Source organism: Bacillota bacterium, from assembly GCA_009711825.1.
Taxonomy (GTDB): domain Bacteria; phylum Bacillota; class Proteinivoracia; order UBA4975; family VEMY01; genus VEMY01.
This window is the reverse complement of record VEMY01000017.1, coordinates 25,633-44,691: the sequence shown is the minus strand read 5'-3', so window position 1 is coordinate 44,691 and position 19,059 is coordinate 25,633. Positions and strand designations below refer to the sequence as shown.

At 52.8% G+C, this 19,059-nt stretch carries 30 protein-coding genes, 2 tRNA genes and 2 rRNA genes; 31 read left to right on the top strand and 3 right to left on the bottom strand.

Going from position 1 to position 19,059, the window contains the following annotated elements; all coding sequences use genetic code 11:
* From FH749_07045 to FH749_07030, 4 genes are all read left to right on the top strand, one after another.
* Positions 1-79 (top strand): 23S ribosomal RNA (locus tag FH749_07045); the annotation flags it as partial.
* 144 nt (positions 80-223) lie between these two features.
* A 5S ribosomal RNA gene (gene rrf / locus FH749_07040) occupies positions 224-339 on the top strand.
* A gap of 37 nt (positions 340-376) precedes the next feature.
* Positions 377-453: transfer RNA gene (locus tag FH749_07035), tRNA-Ile, on the top strand.
* A 5-nt stretch (positions 454-458) separates the two neighbouring features.
* Positions 459-534 (top strand) — tRNA-Ala (locus FH749_07030).
* Between the two features lie 202 nt (positions 535-736).
* On the opposite strand, the gene FH749_07025 is transcribed toward FH749_07030, so the two are convergent.
* On the bottom strand, positions 737-1,954 hold the full coding sequence (locus tag FH749_07025; protein ID MTI95228.1) for a hypothetical protein: 1,218 nt from the start codon (positions 1,952-1,954) through the stop codon (positions 737-739).
* Here FH749_07025 and FH749_07020 point away from each other — a divergent pair.
* The 3 genes from FH749_07020 (at position 1,902) to FH749_07010 (ending at position 3,760) form a co-directional block, all read left to right on the top strand.
* Positions 1,902-2,486, top strand: a complete 585-nt coding sequence (locus tag FH749_07020) for a hypothetical protein (protein MTI95227.1) — start codon at positions 1,902-1,904, stop codon at positions 2,484-2,486. The two genes, FH749_07025 and FH749_07020, sit on opposite strands and share 53 nt — an antisense overlap.
* 65 nt (positions 2,487-2,551) lie before the next feature.
* Positions 2,552-2,920 carry a hypothetical protein gene (locus FH749_07015; protein MTI95226.1) on the top strand — a complete coding sequence of 123 codons (369 nt, stop codon included), beginning with the start codon at positions 2,552-2,554 and terminating at the stop codon, positions 2,918-2,920.
* Positions 2,921-3,007: 87 nt separating this feature from the next.
* On the top strand, positions 3,008-3,760 hold the full coding sequence (locus FH749_07010; protein MTI95225.1) for a ribbon-helix-helix protein, CopG family: 753 nt from the start codon (positions 3,008-3,010) through the stop codon (positions 3,758-3,760).
* 138 nt (positions 3,761-3,898) lie between these two features.
* On the opposite strand, the gene FH749_07005 is transcribed toward FH749_07010, so the two are convergent.
* Complete coding sequence (locus FH749_07005; GenBank protein MTI95224.1) at positions 3,899-4,204, bottom strand: hypothetical protein; 306 nt, start codon at positions 4,202-4,204, stop codon at positions 3,899-3,901.
* A 70-nt stretch (positions 4,205-4,274) separates the two neighbouring features.
* Positions 4,275-4,910: a helix-turn-helix domain-containing protein gene (locus tag FH749_07000; protein MTI95223.1), complete on the bottom strand. Its 636-nt coding sequence runs from the start codon at positions 4,908-4,910 to the stop codon at positions 4,275-4,277.
* A gap of 167 nt (positions 4,911-5,077) precedes the next feature.
* Here FH749_07000 and FH749_06995 point away from each other — a divergent pair, with 167 nt between their 5' ends.
* The 24 genes from FH749_06995 (at position 5,078) to FH749_06880 (ending at position 18,471) form a co-directional block, all read left to right on the top strand.
* Complete coding sequence (locus tag FH749_06995) at positions 5,078-6,238, top strand: helix-turn-helix domain-containing protein (GenBank protein ID MTI95222.1); 1,161 nt, start codon at positions 5,078-5,080, stop codon at positions 6,236-6,238.
* A 15-nt stretch (positions 6,239-6,253) separates the two neighbouring features.
* Positions 6,254-6,541, top strand: a complete 288-nt coding sequence (locus tag FH749_06990) for a hypothetical protein (protein MTI95221.1) — start codon at positions 6,254-6,256, stop codon at positions 6,539-6,541.
* Positions 6,495-6,761 carry a hypothetical protein gene (locus FH749_06985; protein ID MTI95220.1) on the top strand — a complete coding sequence of 89 codons (267 nt, stop codon included), beginning with the start codon at positions 6,495-6,497 and terminating at the stop codon, positions 6,759-6,761. The genes FH749_06990 and FH749_06985 overlap by 47 nt, the downstream gene beginning before the upstream one ends.
* Positions 6,758-6,952, top strand: a complete 195-nt coding sequence (locus FH749_06980; protein MTI95219.1) for a hypothetical protein — start codon at positions 6,758-6,760, stop codon at positions 6,950-6,952. The genes FH749_06985 and FH749_06980 overlap by 4 nt, the downstream gene beginning before the upstream one ends.
* A gap of 27 nt (positions 6,953-6,979) precedes the next feature.
* Positions 6,980-7,174, top strand: a complete 195-nt coding sequence (locus tag FH749_06975) for a hypothetical protein (protein MTI95218.1) — start codon at positions 6,980-6,982, stop codon at positions 7,172-7,174.
* Entirely contained in the window at positions 7,171-7,686 is a 516-nt protein-coding gene (locus FH749_06970) for a hypothetical protein (GenBank protein MTI95217.1), read from the top strand. Before FH749_06975 ends, FH749_06970 begins: the two co-directional genes overlap by 4 nt.
* Before the next feature lie 280 nt (positions 7,687-7,966).
* Entirely contained in the window at positions 7,967-8,800 is an 834-nt protein-coding gene (locus FH749_06965; protein MTI95216.1) for a hypothetical protein, read from the top strand.
* 85 nt (positions 8,801-8,885) lie between these two features.
* A complete protein-coding gene (locus FH749_06960; GenBank protein ID MTI95215.1) occupies positions 8,886-9,137 on the top strand; it encodes a hypothetical protein in 252 nt (83 codons plus the stop codon).
* Positions 9,134-10,438 carry a hypothetical protein gene (locus tag FH749_06955; protein ID MTI95214.1) on the top strand — a complete coding sequence of 435 codons (1,305 nt, stop codon included), beginning with the start codon at positions 9,134-9,136 and terminating at the stop codon, positions 10,436-10,438. Before FH749_06960 ends, FH749_06955 begins: the two co-directional genes overlap by 4 nt.
* Entirely contained in the window at positions 10,439-10,693 is a 255-nt protein-coding gene (locus FH749_06950; GenBank protein MTI95213.1) for a hypothetical protein, read from the top strand. It abuts the gene before it with no gap.
* Positions 10,690-11,139 carry a hypothetical protein gene (locus FH749_06945; protein MTI95212.1) on the top strand — a complete coding sequence of 150 codons (450 nt, stop codon included), beginning with the start codon at positions 10,690-10,692 and terminating at the stop codon, positions 11,137-11,139. The genes FH749_06950 and FH749_06945 overlap by 4 nt, the downstream gene beginning before the upstream one ends.
* Complete coding sequence (locus FH749_06940) at positions 11,136-11,810, top strand: hypothetical protein (protein MTI95211.1); 675 nt, start codon at positions 11,136-11,138, stop codon at positions 11,808-11,810. The genes FH749_06945 and FH749_06940 overlap by 4 nt, the downstream gene beginning before the upstream one ends.
* Positions 11,807-12,010 (top strand): hypothetical protein, encoded by a 204-nt coding sequence (locus FH749_06935; GenBank protein MTI95210.1) that lies wholly within the window; start codon positions 11,807-11,809, stop codon positions 12,008-12,010. The genes FH749_06940 and FH749_06935 overlap by 4 nt, the downstream gene beginning before the upstream one ends.
* Positions 12,010-13,011: a DNA repair exonuclease gene (locus FH749_06930; GenBank protein MTI95209.1), complete on the top strand. Its 1,002-nt coding sequence runs from the start codon at positions 12,010-12,012 to the stop codon at positions 13,009-13,011. The genes FH749_06935 and FH749_06930 overlap by 1 nt, the downstream gene beginning before the upstream one ends.
* A complete protein-coding gene (locus FH749_06925) occupies positions 13,011-13,235 on the top strand; it encodes a hypothetical protein (GenBank protein ID MTI95208.1) in 225 nt (74 codons plus the stop codon). Before FH749_06930 ends, FH749_06925 begins: the two co-directional genes overlap by 1 nt.
* Positions 13,236-13,371: 136 nt before the next feature.
* Positions 13,372-13,719, top strand: coding sequence for a DUF3846 domain-containing protein (locus FH749_06920; GenBank protein MTI95207.1), 348 nt, complete (start codon positions 13,372-13,374; stop codon positions 13,717-13,719).
* Positions 13,719-13,964 carry a DNA-entry nuclease gene (locus FH749_06915; protein ID MTI95206.1) on the top strand — a complete coding sequence of 82 codons (246 nt, stop codon included), beginning with the start codon at positions 13,719-13,721 and terminating at the stop codon, positions 13,962-13,964. The genes FH749_06920 and FH749_06915 overlap by 1 nt, the downstream gene beginning before the upstream one ends.
* Positions 13,965-14,013: 49 nt before the next feature.
* A complete protein-coding gene (locus tag FH749_06910; GenBank protein MTI95205.1) occupies positions 14,014-16,245 on the top strand; it encodes an ATP-dependent RecD-like DNA helicase in 2,232 nt (743 codons plus the stop codon).
* On the top strand, positions 16,235-16,426 hold the full coding sequence (locus FH749_06905; protein ID MTI95204.1) for a hypothetical protein: 192 nt from the start codon (positions 16,235-16,237) through the stop codon (positions 16,424-16,426). Before FH749_06910 ends, FH749_06905 begins: the two co-directional genes overlap by 11 nt.
* Positions 16,423-16,602 (top strand): hypothetical protein, encoded by a 180-nt coding sequence (locus tag FH749_06900; GenBank protein MTI95203.1) that lies wholly within the window; start codon positions 16,423-16,425, stop codon positions 16,600-16,602. Before FH749_06905 ends, FH749_06900 begins: the two co-directional genes overlap by 4 nt.
* Positions 16,589-17,089 carry a hypothetical protein gene (locus FH749_06895; protein MTI95202.1) on the top strand — a complete coding sequence of 167 codons (501 nt, stop codon included), beginning with the start codon at positions 16,589-16,591 and terminating at the stop codon, positions 17,087-17,089. The genes FH749_06900 and FH749_06895 overlap by 14 nt, the downstream gene beginning before the upstream one ends.
* Positions 17,074-17,403: a hypothetical protein gene (locus FH749_06890; protein MTI95201.1), complete on the top strand. Its 330-nt coding sequence runs from the start codon at positions 17,074-17,076 to the stop codon at positions 17,401-17,403. The genes FH749_06895 and FH749_06890 overlap by 16 nt, the downstream gene beginning before the upstream one ends.
* Positions 17,382-17,687 (top strand): hypothetical protein, encoded by a 306-nt coding sequence (locus FH749_06885; GenBank protein MTI95200.1) that lies wholly within the window; start codon positions 17,382-17,384, stop codon positions 17,685-17,687. Before FH749_06890 ends, FH749_06885 begins: the two co-directional genes overlap by 22 nt.
* A gap of 1 nt (position 17,688) precedes the next feature.
* A complete protein-coding gene (locus FH749_06880) occupies positions 17,689-18,471 on the top strand; it encodes a lytic transglycosylase domain-containing protein (GenBank protein ID MTI95199.1) in 783 nt (260 codons plus the stop codon).
* Positions 18,472-19,059 lie beyond the last annotated feature (588 nt).

The window sequence follows — 19,059 nt, the reverse complement described above, 5'->3', positions numbered from 1 at the left end:
GTTGATAGGCCGGGAGTGTAAGGGCAGCAATGCCTTCAGCGGACCGGTACTAATAGGTCGAGGGCTTGACCTACGTTTTTTGCCTAAGGCAAAAAACGCTCCTGATTGCATAGCAGTTTAGGAGCGTTGCAATAGGCTTTCAAGTTGCTTAGCTTTACTTACCTAAGTGTGGTATTTCAAGGAACGTTTCTTGAAAAATGCCTTGCATTTTTCAAAAGACGTATCCGGTGACTATGGCGGAGAGGTCCCACCCGTTCCCATACCGAACACGGAAGTTAAGCTCTCCAGCGCCGATGGTACTTGGGGATTTCCCCCCGGGAGAGTAGGTCGTCGCCGGATCTTATTAACCGCTCTCACGAGCGGTTTAATAATTTATGGGCCTGTAGCTCAGCTGGTTAGAGCGCACGCCTGATAAGCGTGAGGTCGGTGGTTCGAGTCCACCCAGGCCCACCATTTATGGGGATGTAGCTCACTTGGGAGAGCGCTTGAATGGCATTCAAGAGGTAAGGGGTTCGATCCCCCTCATCTCCACCAAACCAAAACACCCGAAAACCCCGGTAGCCACTAAGGCCGCCGGGGTTTTTTTTATTTTCTTTTTTGCCTTTAAAAATCCAGGCCAGTGAGGTCAATTTTGATGCATAGCCAACACACAGCCAACAAATAGCCAACAAATAGCCAACAAAAAGGGCGCCCAAGCGGGCGCCAAGTGAAGGGTTAAGGGGTACGGCAAGGCAACTTAGGGTATCAAGTTTACGGCCTTTCGCAGGGCCTCGATGTCGGGGTGGGTGTAGCCCGCAGTGGTCTCAAGTTTAGCATGCCCGGCCATCTCCTGGGTAAGCCGTGGGTCGGCACCTGCTTCAGCCATCATTGTCACCCAGGTATGGCGGCAGCAGTGCGGGTTGAGCTTGCGGACACCAATCTCTTCAAGTAGCGGATAGTATATCTGGCGGCGATAGTAGTCCGGCCGAATGGGTTTGCCATCATTCCGGCAGATTAGCGTCTCGCCGCCTTTGTCGTACCAGCTTTGGACAAACGGGATGATCTTATGGTGCAGGGCAATGATTCTGTTTTTCCCGGCGTCTGTCTTGACGCCACCGGTGATGGAATTATTTTCCATATCCACATTAAACCTGGTGAGGTTCAGCATCTCACTGATCCGCATACCGGTGTAGATCATAATAGCGACCGTGTCTGCCCAGGGGAGGCCGTCCAGGCTGCTTTGGTATATCTTCTTGACCTCAAAATCGGTAAACCGTTGCTTTTCGGTCTTGTCGACGCGAGGCAACTCTACAAACTGAGCGTAGTTCTTTTTAACGATATCCTCCTGGAGCGCGTAATTATAGAGCATGATTGCGACAGTTTTAATTTTCTCCAGGGTTGACCGGCTCTTGCCGCTGGCCTCGCAGCCATCAACAACCTGCTGCAGGTGGGCAGTCCGCAAGTCCCGCATCTTGATGTCCTTGTGGGCGTTGAGATAGTTCCAGGCGGCCCGGTAGTTATCTGCAGTCGATTTTGTAAGTTTTTTATACCTGGAGGCTGCCCACTCCTCATACAATTCGCCCAGGGTGATTGTGGCCTTAGGGGACACCGGGTCAACCTGGTGGGCATTTAGCGCGGCACGGGCCTCACTTTTGGTTTCAAAATATCCAATGATTTGCCTGACCTGTTTACCTTTACTTGTCCAACCGGTGGTTATCCTGGCCACCCAGGGCTTGCGACGTTTGCCGGAGAGCTTATAGACGGAGCCGTGGCCGTTGGCGTTGCGAATTGTAATCACCTCCAGTGGTGGTGTAGTAGTGGTGTGGGGTTGCGAGGTTGGGGCCTTGCAATGCTGTTGTTTTGTAATATAACTGTAACAAAACTGTAATATAATTGTAATGCAATAATGCTTGCATGTTTGCATGTTTGCATGTATAATAGACACAAGAGATAAGCAAAACGGGGTGGCGACCATCGCCGGAGGTGCTAAAATGGCTAAGATAACGGCAAGCAAGATGCAGGTTCGGGTTCTGGAATTACTAGGCAAGGAGCATGACGGCAGCTACGATATGGCTGCCCGGTTGTTGGAGGAAATGGGGCTACCGAAGAACGGAGTTCCTGCCGACCACACCCCAGCAAGTGCCAAAAAGCTTACCGACGAAGAATTGACCGCATTGCTGCCCAAGGCTGACACCGACGTCGAAGTCGAAACCGAAGCTGAGCGCAAGGCTCGCGAAAAGCGTGAAGCATACGAGCGCAAGCAAGAAGCTCACGCCCGCAACATGGAGCGCGATGAGCGCCTGATGGAGCGCCAAAAGCAGAACGACGCACTCAGAGCCGCCGGTTACCGCTGGGTTAAATACACCGAAGAGGACCGCGAAGCATTTGACCCGGAATACTACATGAAGAACGACGCCTGGGTTCTGGTCGATGCCAACGGCAAGCCCGTCAACTTGGAAGAAGCGCTCAAAGCAGCTGGCTACTACCAACCCGGATTCTTGAAGTAAACCGCACAACCCCGCCGGGGGCCGGGCAAAGCCCCCACAAAATAAAATTTAAGGAGATGAACAAAGTGGAAATCACCATCGGCACAATCAAAGGCCGTCACGAACTACCCGTCGATTGCTATCTTATAGAAGATAGCGAACTGGACTTTAACACCGCTGGGAAGGTAGCATATACGGCTGCGGAGGAGCTTTTCTCGGCAGCGGAGTCGGGCACCACTATCAACCTCTACATCACCGGCCTGACCCGCGTCACCCTGGCTGTTGTTGCAGCGTTCACCAACGCTGCATGGCAGCGCGCTGACAAAAAACTTACCTTGAAAATCTGGGAGTTTAACGCCCAGATTAAAGACTACGACCACACCACCACATACCAAAATAGTTTTGCTCTCCACACTAACTCCATCCAGACGTCAGCCCGGATATGCTATTACTAAGCCGTCCTGACGAGCCTGGCTGGCAACCAGGCGAAACGCCCTCCGGGGCGTCGGCGGAAGCCAAAAAATATCTTAGGAGGATGAAAAATGAAAACACGGAAATTCTACATCTGGTTTGACAGGGACGGCTCATTCGAGACCGAAGAAGGTTTGGGCTGGTTGACAGGCGAGCGGGAACCGGAAGAAATGGCCTACACTGGCGACTGCCTCGAAGTGGAAATCAACCCGGCCGACATCCAGCACCACGCCGAAGCCCAAAAAGGCGAGGACATCCACGACTATCTCAACGAGAACGAAATCCCTTACACCCACATGCCCATGCACTCCAATGTCTACACAGGCACCGTAATCTACGACATGGAAACCCAAGAGTGGGGCCTGCTTGAGGATTTGGACACCGCCCCGACCGTCACCCATTGGGATGGTAGCAACACCCGGTATCACAACCTGGTCGAGGATAGATGGCAAGAGGTTGTCGAGGTTGAGACTGATGCAGTCTGTATCGACCGCTGGGATGGTAGCAACATGACCACTGGCGGCACCGGCAACCATGCCCATGTCTACAAAACCACTGACGGACGTTATGTCCTGGTCCTGTCCAGCCAGTGGGAAGGTAGCAAGGACACCGCTGCCATCATGACCGCCACTGAGCTGAGAGGCTACCTGGTGAGCATCGACCGGGCTGACGAAGCCGACGAAATTCTTAGCAAAGAGAAGGTTGTTGGTGTGCAGGTCAGGCTACCCGAATCCTTGCGCAAGGATCTCAAGAAGAAGTTGCTCGACGAGGGCAAATCAATCCAAGAGTTTTTCCGCCAGGCGGTGGAGGAATATCTGCGGTAGCCCGCTTCGGCGGGCTTTTCTTTTTGCCCACTGGGGGTTGATCATTGTTGCATTGCTGTTTTGTTCTTTGTTGTTTGGCTCATTATAGCACAAATGTTCGGTGACGGGAAGAAAGATGGAAGCCCCGAAGGGCCGCCATCAAGCCACAAGCTCTCGGATTACGTCGGCTGCAGCCCGTCCAACACGCTTTTTCATCATCTTAACTGTTAGATCCGCAGTTGCCCCGCCGGTTGTTTCGATAATTATGTCGCTAAAAAATAGTCCAGATTTTAACCTGACGGACGCGATCCGGGAAAACGGCACCTCTTCTGTGGTGTGGCTAAGGCCCAGGAGTTTTCTCTTGCAGATCTCAACCCGGGTATCGGTGATGGTGATGGAGTCGGGCATTAGCAGCTTGGTCCACGAAAGCATTCCTCCCCATCGGCTGGCTCTAAAAGTTTGCATTCAATCTTACCTCCTAAAAATGATTTTATATAAAAGACCACCCGAAGGCTTGTCCGTCTCAGGTGGTCTTTTATAGCACGTCAAAAGTTGCCTTTACAACTTTGCCTATTATTTTAAGGTCTCCCTTGGATATAATCAGCGGGGCGTAATTGGTGTTGTCAGCGTGAAGAACAACCTGTCCGTTATTTTTATATACCCGCTTTACAGTCGCCTCCTCATTATTAATCAAAACAACTGCAACTTCTCCGTTATCTACATCATCTTGCTTGCGCACCATAACTAGCGTGCCTTCTTGTATGTATTTCCCGGCCACTGGATTAAACATGCTATCCCCGGTGACCCTCAAATAAAAATATTCGCCGCCCTTAACTAGATCCGCTGGAGCACTTTCATACCCTATTATGTTTTGCTCAGCATAAAGCGGTTCACCTGCCCTTATAACCCCCAATATGGGTAAAGTAACAAACTCCTTAACCCCATAAGGTGTGGGCGCTTCACGAATCTCGTCTGGACGTCCAACCAAAAAGTCAACGGAAACCTGGTAGAACTTCGCAAGGGCCTTCAATGTTTCGAGGTTGGGCTCTATGATATCCAGCTCATATTTAGATATATTCGACTTTGTTACACCGATTACCTTGCCAATATCATCTTGAGTTAACCACCGCTCCTCCCTGAGCATTCTTAACCTTTTACCCAGACTTACCATTTTCAACACCTCCCGACAATATTATACAGTATCCAAAATGGAAACACCAGAGAAAATGAATAAAAATATCGGAAAAGGAATATTTATAAGTTTAATTGGTTGACAGTGGCCAAAATAGATACTATAATGTTTCCAAAAGCGACACAAACCGAGGAGTTGAGCAGGTTATGTATCCAAAATTGAAAGAGCTTCGCCGCAAAAACAGAATTACAGTCCAGGAAATGGCTGAGTTGCTAGGGCTACAGACTAGGGGCGCTTATTACAAAAAAGAAAGTGGCGTCCATAAGTTTAGCATTGAAGAGGCCAGACTAATTGCAAATAAACTTAACATGCCAATTGAAGAAATTTTTTTGACCATGAGGTCTCAGAAATGGAAACTGGTAGCAGCACTGTGGGCCGTGAGGGTTAAAACCCGACACCATTCAAAAAAGGAGGGAAGTCTAATGCAAAGCCATATGTCACTCGTAACCCAGGAGCAGTTTGGCGCAGTGCAGTGTGACTTTTACCAGCGAGGGGAACAAGTCTGGATGACCAGGGAGCAAATTGGTGTAGCCCTTGATTACGAAACCCCCAGGAAGGCGATTGCAAAAATCCACGAACGTCACCAGGACAGACTAGACAATTTTTCAGTTGTCGACAAAGTGACGACAACTGACGGAAAGGCCTATGAAACCTATCTCTACTCCGCCAAAGGTGTCTACGAAATCTGTCGCTGGAGCCGCCAACCCAAGGCCGATGCGTTTATGGACTGGGTGTGGGACGTAGTTGAAAAGTTGAGAACCAAACAAGCCCAACTGGTGGACAATTCTCAGGCCCAAGAGCTGGCGGCAAAAATCCTTCTCCGGGCGGTCGAGACCATGATGTCTGCAAAGTTTGAAGAGGTAGACCGCAGGCTGGCCGTTCTGGAACAATCAAGCGTGCAATCTCACCCAGGGGCACCAGAGGAAAGGGCCCTAGAAACAAATGAACTAGACCTTGCAACCTTAGAGCTGCGGCACGTCTTTAACGTCGCTAAGGCTTGCAAGCAATCGTTCTACCCGCACAGCGTACGGCCTGGTTGGGAATATGTTGGCCGCTGGGATACTGGCCGCTGGAAATACATCGGGTTCCTGCCCCACTGGATTAGGGAGTTGATTAGCAGTGGCGGTAACGATCCAGATGAGATCCTGCGAGCTTGGCGGGATAGAGGCTGGTTAAAAATTGACAAAGACCGCCAGAAGCGGTTAACCAGGACCGTTAGAGTGGGCAAGCTTGGCCATAAGAAAATGGTTGTTGTTAAGCGGAGCGCCATCGAAAAGGCTCTAAAGGCCACACAACAAGGGGGTTGAGCAATGAGGGACATGATGACGCTGAACGAACTCAAGGCCAAGCGCCCAACAAAAATCACCGTCAACCAAGCCGCCGCCATTATGGGTGTTACCCCGAGGTATCTGCATATGGGTTTACAGCAAGACACCCAAATACCTTGTCCGCAATTTCCCTTTGGTGCCGCGGTAAAAATGTCAGGCCGGTGGAGCTATTACATCAACACGGCTAGGTTCATTAAATGGATGGATGGCCCCCTAGGCAGGGAGGAGGTGGATAATGATTTTAACCAAGGCGATGCAGAGCATGTGGGTTGCGCGATGTGACAAGTGCAAAGCTACAGTTAGCCAGGGCACCTGCCGGGAGACTGTCCAGGAGCATGCCCGTCAACACAAGTTTCTCACCGGCCACAACGTCCGCCTAGGCGCAATCCTAGAAAACACCACTAACCGGGCGAGCAAAGTCAACACAGCCCAAAGTGGCAAAGTCAATACAGCCCAAAGTGGCAAGGCAAGCGGCAGGGTACAAGTGGGTGAGAGGGCTTGATTGATGTTTTCTGGTCACTCTACAAGCTGCTGATTGTGATTCTGATCTTTATGATCTTTGACATCCTCCCCCCTCCCCTGCCGAGGGACCATCAAAAAACGCCGGAATCCGGGGAAACGGAGGACGGACTGTCAGAGGGGGGGGAGGGGCAACGGCAACGAATCATCGTTGATTATTTCGCTGGTGATTAAACGGCAAGACAGGGGGAATTTCGAAAGATGGGTGTTCTCGAAGAAAGAAAGCTTGAAATCCTAAAATCCGCTATTGGTAACGTCGAGCTCACAATAGGCGAGGAACTGACGCTGAAGCACCTTGCCCTCCACCAAGACAGAGACACCATTGAAAAACTAAGTTCGATAATCATAGCAGCAGTAAACAATAAAACAAAAACAAATCAAGGGGGTGCGCCATGAAAAGCGCGGAAATGTTGCTAGTCCAGTATGAGACGAAGGCCATCAAGACCTTCCTACGGGAGGCGCCGCTTGAAATCCGTCAGCGCAAGGAAGACCTGCGGTCGATGTATGAAGGCCTTCAGAACGCAGAGCAAGGCCTCAAGCTGGCCGAAGCCGACCTGATGACCGACATCAGCGCCGAGACCGATCCGGAGACCGGCAAGGCAGTTTTTAGCAACGAAAAGGCGAGGGCTGCAGAGCTGACTCGCCGCAAAGCCCACGACCCAACATACCTAGAAGCCCAGAAGGAACAGCGGGCAGCCAAAGCGGACTACGAAGGGGCCAAGGATGAGCTGGATGAGATTGTCGACAAGTATCGGAGCTACCGGGTGATTGCCGAGCTGACCACAGCTGAGCTGAGACTGCTGGCTGGGTTCGAGCCTGGTGGCGAGGTTGGCAACGGAAGCGGCGGGAGCGTCGGGATAAGTGCCCAGGAGGTGGCTGCGGCGAGGGACAGAGAGGAAGGATATTAGGATGAAGCGGCGTCAGAAACCTGAGAAGTATAGTGTGTGGGAGTTCTACTTCTCATCACCTTGTCGAAAGCTCATCGAGTTTTTGAACAACATTGGAGAACACTTAGTCCTCGCCTTTGGCGGATGGTATTGCTTTGGCGGATGGTATTGCACTCACTGCAAAAGACTTCACAGCGCCCGCATAAAGCGTTACAGGAGAGAAGTTTTCCTCAATACTGGCTCTTTTTGCTCACTAGGGAAGCCTGGATCTAATCAATCAAAATCATCTGGAGGTATGTAAATGAGTGACAACAACAAAAACACCGAAGTTGCAACACAAGAAAGCACCGACATTGCGACTCAACCCGATCCGCAAGCCACCATCAACCTGCCGGCGCTGACCCAAAAGGAAGAGGCGCTGGAGGTCATGCAGGAAAACCTGGAGGGTATGGAAGGCCAGTTCAAGTTCGACAAGGTGAAGATCCCCAGCGGTGGTGGAATCAGTTTTGAAGTTGTCGACGAAGCCGGGGAACCGACTCCGGTCAAGGAGCTCAAGGGCGTTGTGGTCGACTACTATCCCATAAACGCCTGGTGGCACGATGAGTTTAGTGGCGAGAAGAACGCTCCCACCTGTTCCAGCATGGATTGCAAGACCGGAACTGGCAGCGAAGAACATGGCATCCCGGCTGGACAAGCCTGCGCAAAGTGCCCGAAGAACCAGTGGGGCAGCGACCCGAAGAGCGGTCGTGGTAAGGCCTGCAAGAATATGTATCGAGTTTATATCCTGCAGGAGGATTCAGTTTTCCCGGTGCTCCTGGCTCTACCGCCGACCAGCATCGGCAACTGGAAGCAGTATGTGCAGCGACTGACCAACAAGCTCAAGCACTACTACTCTGTTGTGACTGTGGCCAAGCTTGAAAAGGACCGCAACGAGGGCGGCATCGAGTATAGCAAGGTCTCGTTCGCTAAGGCTGCTGATTTGACCCCGGCCGAGAAAAAGGCCATCAAAGACTACGCCCGGACGATGAAGCCGGCCATGAGGTCAGTCGCCATCGATAGCACAGAATACAACACCGAGTCCGCGCCAGCTGAGGGCGCATACCAGAGTCCGGACAACGAAGAGGAAGGTTACTAGGAACAGGTTGCCAGGACAAGCCCTCCAAGGAATGCCGGGGGCACATAGCCCCCGGTTTTTTATTACCAGATAAAGGAGCAGTTATATGAAAAATGATGAGAATCTCTATGAAACCGTTGTAAAAGCTACGGTGGTTAGCATTAGTGGTGATTTCGTTCAGCAGGTTGTTGATGCTGTGATTAACCCTATCATGTGCCACGGGCAGAACGTTGGTGAGTGGCTGGCCGATGATCTCGTCGATGCACATGCCAAAATTGGCTTTGCGGTCAACTCTTACCTTGATCGGCTGAAAGAACTGCACAGTGAAGACAATGCCACTGATGGTGATTCGGGATGAGCGTAATCAATAAGCTAACCGTTGAGAACTTCCAATCCCATAAAAAGACTGAAATCGAGCCGGCGCCGCCTGGGCAGTTGACGGTAATTACTGGACCTAGCGACTCTGGGAAAACAGCCATCATCCGGGCGCTGAAATGGGTCTTGTATAACCGGCCCCATGGCAATGAGTTTATCCGGGTTGGGGCCAAGAAGGCCATGGTGTCAGTCACGCTCATAAATGGTGTTGTGTCTCGGCAGCGTAGCGCTGGGGTGAATAGATATGAAGTATTCAAAGGCGATTACTTCGAGGATGGCTACACCACACTTGAAGGCTTCGGCAACGAGGTGCCCATTGAGGTGCAAGAGCTAACCGGGGTCCGCCAGACAATGGTGGGCGATGTGCCGCTCAACCTGAACCTGGCTGAGCAGCTGGACGGCCCGTTCCTTGGCTCCATTATCAGCGTCGGCGCACGGGCACGCATACTCGGTAAACTTGCAGGCACGGAAGAAATTGACCACGCCAACAAACTCCTCGGCACGGACCTACATAGACGGAAACAGGACAGAGAGCGTGCCAAGGCTCGGATTGATGAGCTGCAGACTCAGCTGGAGCAGTTCAAGGGGTTGCCCCGGCTGGGTGAGTTGGTGGAGCAGCTGGAGAGCTTGATTGCCCAGGCCAGGAACGATGTGGAGCGGATTCAACGACTGCGAGCAGTCCGGGACAAGCTGCACGCAAGGCAGGGACAGGCCCAGCAGTGGCAAGCGGTTTTGGCCAAGCTGGCGGTGGTGTCGGAGGCTGAAATTCTTGCCTTTAAGGCCGGAGCAAGCCTTGACCTGCAATTCGAACTTACCGGCACCAAAGGACACCTCTGGAATAACGGCACCCTAAAAAATATTGCGGAAAAAGTCCTTGCAAAGACGGCCAAGATAGGAGAAGCATGGTGTCTTTGTGAGGGGGTGCAACGCGACTCGCAAAAGCTGGCTGGGATAAAGAAAATCCGCTCCCAGCTCCATGCCGCCGAGGATGCCAAATGGAAGGCTGAGGACTGCCGGGACGGGTTAGCTAGGAAGATTGGTTGGGCCGAGATTGACCTGACAGAGGCGGCTGAGGTTGCGCCGAAGCTGAGTGAGCTTAAGGCCATCAACAAGGCGCTCATCGGCGCTGAGTTCCGGGCTGATGCCAGCAAGCAGATGGTGGAGGGGGCTGAGCACAAGCTAGCCCAATACACCGGGGCATATAAGGACGCCCTGGTTGAGGCCGGACAGTGCCCGACCTGCGGTGGCGAAATAGATTCGACAAAAATCAAGGGGGTAGTGTAGATGGATATTAACGATGTTGCCGGCAGGATGGAACAGCTGCGGGGAAAGATTGAAAAAGCCAAGACCGAGAAGGCCAGGGCCGAGGCTAACTTAGACCATGCTGAGGTCGAAATCAAGCGACTGACTGAGGAGCTGCAGCGGGAATATGGGTTAAAGCCTGACCAGCTGGACGGGGAGATTGAACGCTTGGACAAGGTGATTCTGGAAACGCTTGAACGGGCCGAGGGGATTATGAATGAGACGGAGGGGCTATGAGAAAGATTGAATTCAGGGGCAAGCGACCGGATAATGGCGAATGGGTTTATGGGGGCATAGTCGTCCTGCCCGACAAAACTGTGATTTTAAGCGAATCGAGCAATAACAACCCTCTTGGGTCGTATACGTACAAGTCGCACATCGTCTGCGTCAACACCGTTGGGCAATACATCGGACGAGTGGACAAAAACGGCATGGAGATTTACGAGGGAGATATTGTTCAGGCCTATTTCAAGTTTTCGCCCGGAGATGCAGGGTATGGCGTTTCGCAAAAGCCGTTTGTTGTAACGTGGGATAAGTTGAGAGCTAGCTTCCGAGCACATAAGCCAAACATAGAGCATCCACACTTACTAAATACAATTGACTTTATCGCAATACAGTCTAGTTTATACGAGGTCATCGGTAACATCCACGACAACCCCGAACTGCTGAAGGTGAAATCATGAACCGACTCCAATCGCTGGAGCAAAAGACCAGGCAACTCCGAACCAAACACGACCAGCTCAAGGGCCGTAAAGAGGCCTTGGAAGAGCAGCTCAACGCCGCGCGACAAGAGCTCACATCAGCCGAGGCAGACATCGCTGACTGGGAGCAAGTCCAAACGCTGTTCGGCAAGGTGTCCGAGTTCGCCAGGGAGCAGCTGAAGGCCAGGGTGGAGCAGACAGTCACGGCTGCGCTGCAGGCAATTTTCGAGGACAGCCGGCTGGAGTTTAGGATCCAGCTGAAAACGGTGGCCAACAAGCCGGCGGCCGAATGGCAGGTTATCTCGCAGTATAATGCCCCCGGTGGTGATGAGTTGGCCGGGCCAATCACCGTGACGGCCAATCCGGAGGACGCTCGGGGCGGAGGGATTACCGATGTGGTCAGTCTGGCGTTGAGGTTGGCCTTGCTGGAGCTTGCAAGGCCCAAGCCTGAGGGGCCGGTAATACTGGACGAAGCCGGGAAGCATGTGTCACGGGAGTTCGCCCCCAATGTTGCTGAGTTTTTGAAGCAATATGCTCAGCGCACGGGGCGTCAAATTATCCTCATTACCCACCAGGAGGCCTTGGCCGATGTGGCAGACGTGGCTTATCGGGTGGAGCAGAAAGATGGAGTGAGTGAGGTGGCGAGGGTATGAGCGTTGAGAGATTTTATGGTAGCCAAGATGTTTATTTCTTAACTTGCGATGTTTGTGGTGAAGAGCCACCAGAAATATTTAATGACTTTGATGATGCTGTGGACTACAAAAAAGCTAATGGCTGGCAGAGCAAAAAGCGCAACGGTGAGTGGGAAGACATCTGCCCAGACTGCCAGGATGTAGAAATGGGGTTGATTTGATGCTTAAATTCATCATCGTTGGTGACATCCACTGGCGGGGCACGAACCCACGAGCGCGCACTGATCACTACGTGGGGGCCTTGACCTTGAAGCTCTTGGAAATTGAAGAGTTGTCCCGTGAACACAACGCCCCAGTAATCCAGACCGGCGACATTTTCAATTCACCCAACACCGCCTGGTGGGTTGTAGGCGAGCTGATACGGATACTTAACTATTTCAACAACCCGATTATAACCATCCCGGGGAATCACGACATTTTCGGCTCAAATCTCGCAAGTGTCGCCCGCACACCTTACGGCCTGATGCAGATGATCGGCGAGATAAATGATGCCTGCCGGGACGGTTTTGTCTGGCAGAGTTGTCCGGGCCCACCCCCCTGGGTGAGGATAACCGGCCACGGCTACACCGCAGAAACCGACACCCCGGCCGGCGCAAACCAGTTCATGGCTCCGGAGCTGCCGGCGCATCGGGACCAGCCAACGGCCAAAATTCACATCGTCCATGCCAACCTGATGCACAGTTCCCCCGGCCATGACATGCGACACACACTTATCGACCAGGTGGAGACCAACGCTGATGTCGTAATCTCCGGCCACTATCATCCCGGATTTGGGGTGCATCGCCGTGAGGATGGGGTGCTGTTCGTTAACCCAGGGGCATTGGCCAGGACTGCGGCGAGTGCGAGCGATTTAACCAGAGAAGTGCAGGTGGCGTTGTTAACGGTTGACAAGGATGGTCGCTGTGATGCCGAGCTGGTGCCGCTGTTGTCGGCGAGACCAGGGCATGAGGTTTTGAGCCGGGAGCACCTGGACGCCGCCGAGGAACGGGAGGAGCGGATTGCAGACTTCCTGGGCCTGTTGGCTGAGGAGGGGGCGGCCCGGTTTATGGAGATGCAGGAGATCATTGAGGATATTTCGGCGAGGGACAAGCTACCTGAGGTGGTCAAGAAGGAAGCGCTTAGGCGGCTGAGTATGGCTAAGGAAGCTTTGGGGGTGCAGTGATGGAACAACACGCTTACAAGGTTTGCCCCCTGTGTAGGGCGAGAACCAAGGTGCGGATAATCCAGGTTGAAAGTTGCAAACAGTGCCCGCACTTCCTGGAGGAAATACCGACACCCGCATCCGACCTTCCAGCGGCTTGCATTAAGATGGGCGCTCAGGAGATTCAAGACCCGGAACTTGTCGATGGAAGGTGCCCATATGGAGGGAAAGTGGAGGTGGAGTGATGAGTCAATATTACCCCTATGGGGTGTTCTGCAACTTTTATGGCATGTGGTGTGATGACGTTGTCGAGTTAACAGAAGGAACGAACGAGTGTAACGGTGACTGTAATAACTGCGAACGCGGAGAGCAGGTGACGAAATGAGCGAGAGCATCAAGGTAGTCTATTTGCCTGTTAATGACAGCCCCCAAGTTAGGGAGATTCCTAACACTCTGGAAACACTTCAGAAAGCTGTTGACGGCTACATCGAGGCGGTAACACTTAAACTGGGCCACCACAATTACACCATACTGGTAAACGAAGAAGGCAGGCTTAAGGGGTTAAGTCCCAATCTTTATCATAAAACTGGTGTTTTAGTTGGCAATGCACTGTTTACCAAAAGTAACAGCTACGGCGATTTTGTATCGCTGGACGACGATGATGTTCACCTAGTCAAGGAATGGATAAAGCTTAGCAGGCTAGCGATTGGGCAAGGAGGCTTTTGGTAATGGAATCTAACGTCCAATATGACCGCTGGGGCAGGATGAAATACCATCCCGACTACCACGAAAATCACCGCAAACCATGGGATAAAGAAGATGACATGTATCTCTGTGCGATGCACGGGTCAATGAAAATCGGGGATATTGCACTCGCCCTGGGTCGGACTTACCGCTCTGCAGCACAGAGGCTGGAAACCTTAAAACGCAAGCGATTGTATAAACGATATAGGACGATTATGTCAAGAATGTAACTTAGCAGCCTTGCAGAAACACTGCAACAGTAACAAGGGGGGAGGTCACATGGCCCAAACACAACGACAACAAACAAACAAAGCCCCGGAGTCGGAGACTCAAACGCTCCGGGGCCGGATATACAGAGTAGTTTTCCATAACCGCGAGAACGGCTACACGGTGCTCAACGTCCAGGTGCCGAAGGGCAACAACCTGGAAGATTCGATAACCTGCGTCGGTCACATGACCAGCGTCAGGGAGGACGAGGAGTACCTGTTTACTGGCAACTGGAAGCAAACCAAGAAGTGGGGTCGGCAGTTTGAGTTTACCGGCGCCGAGATGCAGATGCCAAGCGGAACAAGCGGGGTCGCCCGGTATCTTAGTCAAGTCACCTACGGAGTTGGCATTGCCAAGGCCAAGCGGATTGTCGCTGAGCTGGGCGAAGATGCCCTGCAGAAAATCAAGGCAAATCCAAGCTGCCTAGATACCCTGACCTGGCTCACCGAAAAGCAGCGGACCGACATCCATCAGCACCTGGTCGGTAACAGCATCCAGGCTGAGCTTGCCGGGATGATTGTCCGGGACGGTATCGGGATGGGTATGGTAGGCAAAGTCATGGCAAGGTTTGGCAGCGAGGCGGTTCGGATTGTAAAGGAAAACCCGTATGTGCTGAGCGATGAGCTCTGGGGGGTTGGATTCAGGAAGGCCGACAGTGTCGCTCAAGCGGTCGGAGTTGCGCCGAACAGCCCCCACCGGGTGTTGGCAGCCCTCGACTACACGCTGAAAGAGTCGGGCAGCGATGGCCATGTCTATCTGCAACCAAAGACGATTGTCAGGAAGTTGATTGGTCGCAAAGGCCTAATCGAGGCGAGCGGGGTTGGCATAAAGGATATCGCCCAGGCGAATGAGCGGCTTATCCGTGAGGAGCGGTGTGTGCGTGAAGGCGACTTCGTTTACGCTAAGGGTCTCTACGAGGCTGAGGTGGGCGCTGCTGCCGCCATCCGGAACAAGCTGCAGGAGCCGACCAGGGACATACCGGACCTGGACGCACGGATTGAGCGCGTTGAGGCTGAGTATCGCCGGAAGTTTGAGTTCTTTGACAATTTCGCCCCAGAGCAACGGGAGGCAATAAAAACGGCGTTGACCCAGCCAATGAGCATCATTACTGGCGGCCCCGGTGTGGGTAAGACAACGGTCCAGCGAGCCATATGCGACATCTACGCTGACATAGAGCCCAAACTATGGCTTGACAAACAGCTCTACATGGCGGCACCAACTGGGCGGGCAGCTAAGCGGATGAAAGAAGCCACGGGCTACGATTGTCCTAAAACCATACATCGGCTGCTGGGCTACAACCCCCACGAAGGTGGGTTTGAATACGACATTGGTAACCCGCTGCCGGGTCCGGGGCTGTTGATTATCGACGAGGTAAGCATGATGGACGTTGAGCTTGCCCATAGCCTGCTACAAGCTTGCGAGGAGCTGCAGATTGTCCTGGTGGGTGATGTGGACCAGCTACCCAGTGTAGGGCCGGGGAACGTGCTTAGGGACTGTATTGATTGCGGTAGGGTGCCGACGGTCCGGCTGACCTACAACTACCGGCAGGCCGGGGGCAGTAAAATCGCTGAGTTTGCCAACCTGGTGCGGGATGGTGTTTGCCCGCCGTTGGAAAGTGAGGGAGACTTCCGGTATTTTCCGCGGGATAACGCTGAGGAGGCAGCCGACAAAATCGCCGCCATGATCAAGCTCATTAAGCAAGACGGCTGGAAGCTGATGGACTGGCAGATACTTGCCCCGATGAGGAAAGGCGTGGCCGGGGTAATCGCTCTAAACCAGCTTGCCCGGGAAATTTGGAATCCAGGTGGCGAAGAGGGTGCCGGCGGTTATCGGGTTGGCGACAAGGTGATGGTGGTGAAGAATTGCTATAGCCTGGAGGTTTTCAACGGTGACTTAGGTATCGTGGTCGAGGTTGGAAAGAAAGGATTGACCGCGGCCATTGATGGCGAGGACGTCGAGTTTAGCTACGAGGATGACACGATGAAGCTGCTCACGCTGGCCTACGCTTCCACTATCCACAAGAGCCAGGGCAGTGAGTTCCCGCTGGTAATCATGCCCCTGGTCCGGCAGCACTATGTGATGCTGCAGCGGAACTTACTCTATACCGGCATGACCAGGGCAAAGAAGCGGCTCTGTTTGGTGGGCGATGAGTGGTCGATTAAGCGGGCTGTAGATAACGATGTTGTGCAGGAACGGTTTACGAGGTTGAAAGAGCGTATTAAGGAGGATAAGGATGAAAGCTAAAGATGTCATTGCGAAGTTAAGCCAACTTGTAGACTCTGGTGTCATCACGGAGGACACTAATGTTTACGTCATCGGGCACAGTGATGAGCCAATACTTGATACAATAGAAGTTTTTGTCCATTACGCTGATGAAGCAACTCATCCCGAAGCAAGCATTACTCTTAAGGGGGCTGAAGAATGAAAGCTAAAAAGCATAGCTGGTGCCCTATAATCAAAGATCCTTGCAAGGACAGTTACTGCGTGTGTTACGTTGAGCTAAAAAACGTCAACGAAGAGAAGTTCGGGTTTTGCCGATACTTAGGGACTGAAGTTCCGTTGGACAGGTCCGAAGACGATGCCACCGATGACCAGGTATAGACGAATCCTGACCGGGGAGCCGGTGCCGGTAGCGGCGTCGGTTCCTCCCGGCGAGGAACAAGGAGGCAAAGACGGCCAGGGCGAGGTAAGCCCAGCAAAAAGCACTGTTGCTGCAACGCCACAGGCCCCCAGGAGCCAGGCGGGCAACAACCATTCCAGGCTCGCCGACCCTCGCCCTGACCTCCCAGACTCTGAGCTGTATCAGGACCTGCTCATGTTGGCGCTGGCCAATGATGCCAAGGCCAAGACCCCTGGCAAGCTGTTGGGCGCGTTTCATGGTATGCGCTGCGCTGGGACGGCCCTGGAGCAAACACCTAAGGGGGGGTATAAACTCCGACCGGTGGTGGGTGAGGAGGCGTGGCCAAGTGAGGCGGATTACCGAGCGGCCTGCAAGAAATACTTGGATCCAATCAGGCAGGAAGTCCTGTCAACGCTCAAAAGCCTGCGGATAAGGACCGGGGAGGTTACGCCATGGCAAGCGAGATGAAGTTCGATGAGCGCAGAGAAATCATTGAAATGCTCCGGGGGAGGTTCGCCGGGCTTACCATCGCTGAGTTAAAGAACTTGCCGATTCAGGGAGGAACAATCAACCGGGAAATTGGCCAGTGGTGGAGCTGGAACGTCCTTGGCCGCAACAAGAACAAAGGCGTGACGCTCCTGGGCGAAAAACATGGAGATGGCTGGATTGAGGTCGTAATCCCCTGGAGCGAAATTGCCAAAGATGAAGCCCCAGGGCAAATCGATATTTACGACTTGCTAGAGGAGAGAGGAGAACCGCTATGCCCAAAATGCCGGTACTAAAAAACAACGATGATCTGAGAATTCTATTGCCTAAACTGGCCGATGAGACGCGAGAGCTGTCGGTCGAGGTTATGAACTACCAGATTACCGGCCGTATCCCAGACCGGGACAACGCAGTAAAGGAAGCGCTGGATGTGGTGCAGGTAGCCATCGCCATGCTTGACGCCCTGGCCGACCAGGGAGCGGACATAGAGTCGCTGATGCAAGAGCACGAGGACAAGCTTTCTGGACGTGGCTGGGAGTTTAAGCGGTATATCGAAATTGAGTGGGAAGGAAGTGGATGATATGAGCAAGGAGAAGTTGGGCTTTAGCAAGGGTGACCTGGGCATGATGCTGGTCATGATGGCCATCATCGCTGTTGTGCTCTTGGTCGGCTTTGTGAGGGCCGGGGAAGAAATCCAGGAACTTAAAGCAGAAACCTTAGAACTCGAGCTGCAGATTCATGACCGCGACACCGTAATCAGCGCCCAGGAGGAACTGCTGGAGGCATACAGGCTCCAAACCGACACCACTGTGCATGTCCTGGGGCAGGTTGCTGAGACACTGGAGGCGTTGGCGTATGGCCCATATACTCGGGAGGAGATACAAGAGCGTATTGAGGTTGTGGCGGAGGTAATTGCCGAAATCAATGCCGCGCTCACACCTGATGATGTTTCGCAGATCAGCGAGACTTTGGTGCTGAATGCTGTGGCGATAGATGTTGACCCGATGCTCCTGCTCAGCATGGCGATAGTCGAAAGCCATATCCGGCCGAATGTCCGGGGCGGCAGTGGCGAGTATGGCATGATGCAGGTTATGCCGGGGACGGGCCGCTGGATTGCCGGCCGGCTAGGCTACGAGAATTGGCAGCCGGCAGATATGTTTGATGTGAAGATGAATACCGAGTTTGCCGCTTATTATCTCTGGGCGGTGACAAAGGACATGGGCGGCGATACCTGGGATGGAGTGCTGGCATACAATGCCGGTCCGACTGGAGGCAGGAATTTTATCCGTGCCGGGAACCAGGCTCAGGACCACTGGTATGTGCAGCGCGTGATGAGCACTTATAACGAGTTGAGGAGGGGCTGAAAGAGTATGGAAACAATCGGAAGCAAGATGCTTAAAACAAGCCTGCAGGAAATGGCTGTTATAGCGGCTGCAGCACAGGAAAACCTTGGCCGGCTGACTACCCACTATAAATCGGCCAACACCAAGGAAGAACTAATGGGCCAGCTTAAGAAAATACAGTGCATTGCGGAGCGTTTATCATGACACACATCCCGCGACTAAAAGAAGCCTGGTGCTGCCCAGTGTGTAAATCAGCCCTACGTAGCGTATCAGCGACCACCCACGGATGTTACAAATGTCAGAAGCTGTTCTTGAGGGTCAATGGTCAGCTTAAGGATTACGGAGATTGGGCTGTAGCCGGATACCCTCTGCCCTGGACGTTATTTAAACGGATCGTAGCTACAAGTGTGTTTATTGCATTTATCTTAGCTGCAGCCTATGCATTGCGACTTATCTATCAGTGGTTGAAGCTGATTGAGTTATGAGTGGCCTAGCGTTTTGGCTGGACCTAACCTGGAACGTGGTTTTGACTGTAGCTGGTTTGGCCTTTCTGGCCTTGGGGCTTTGGTGTATCTGGTTGATGATCATCGAGACGGACAGACGGAAAGG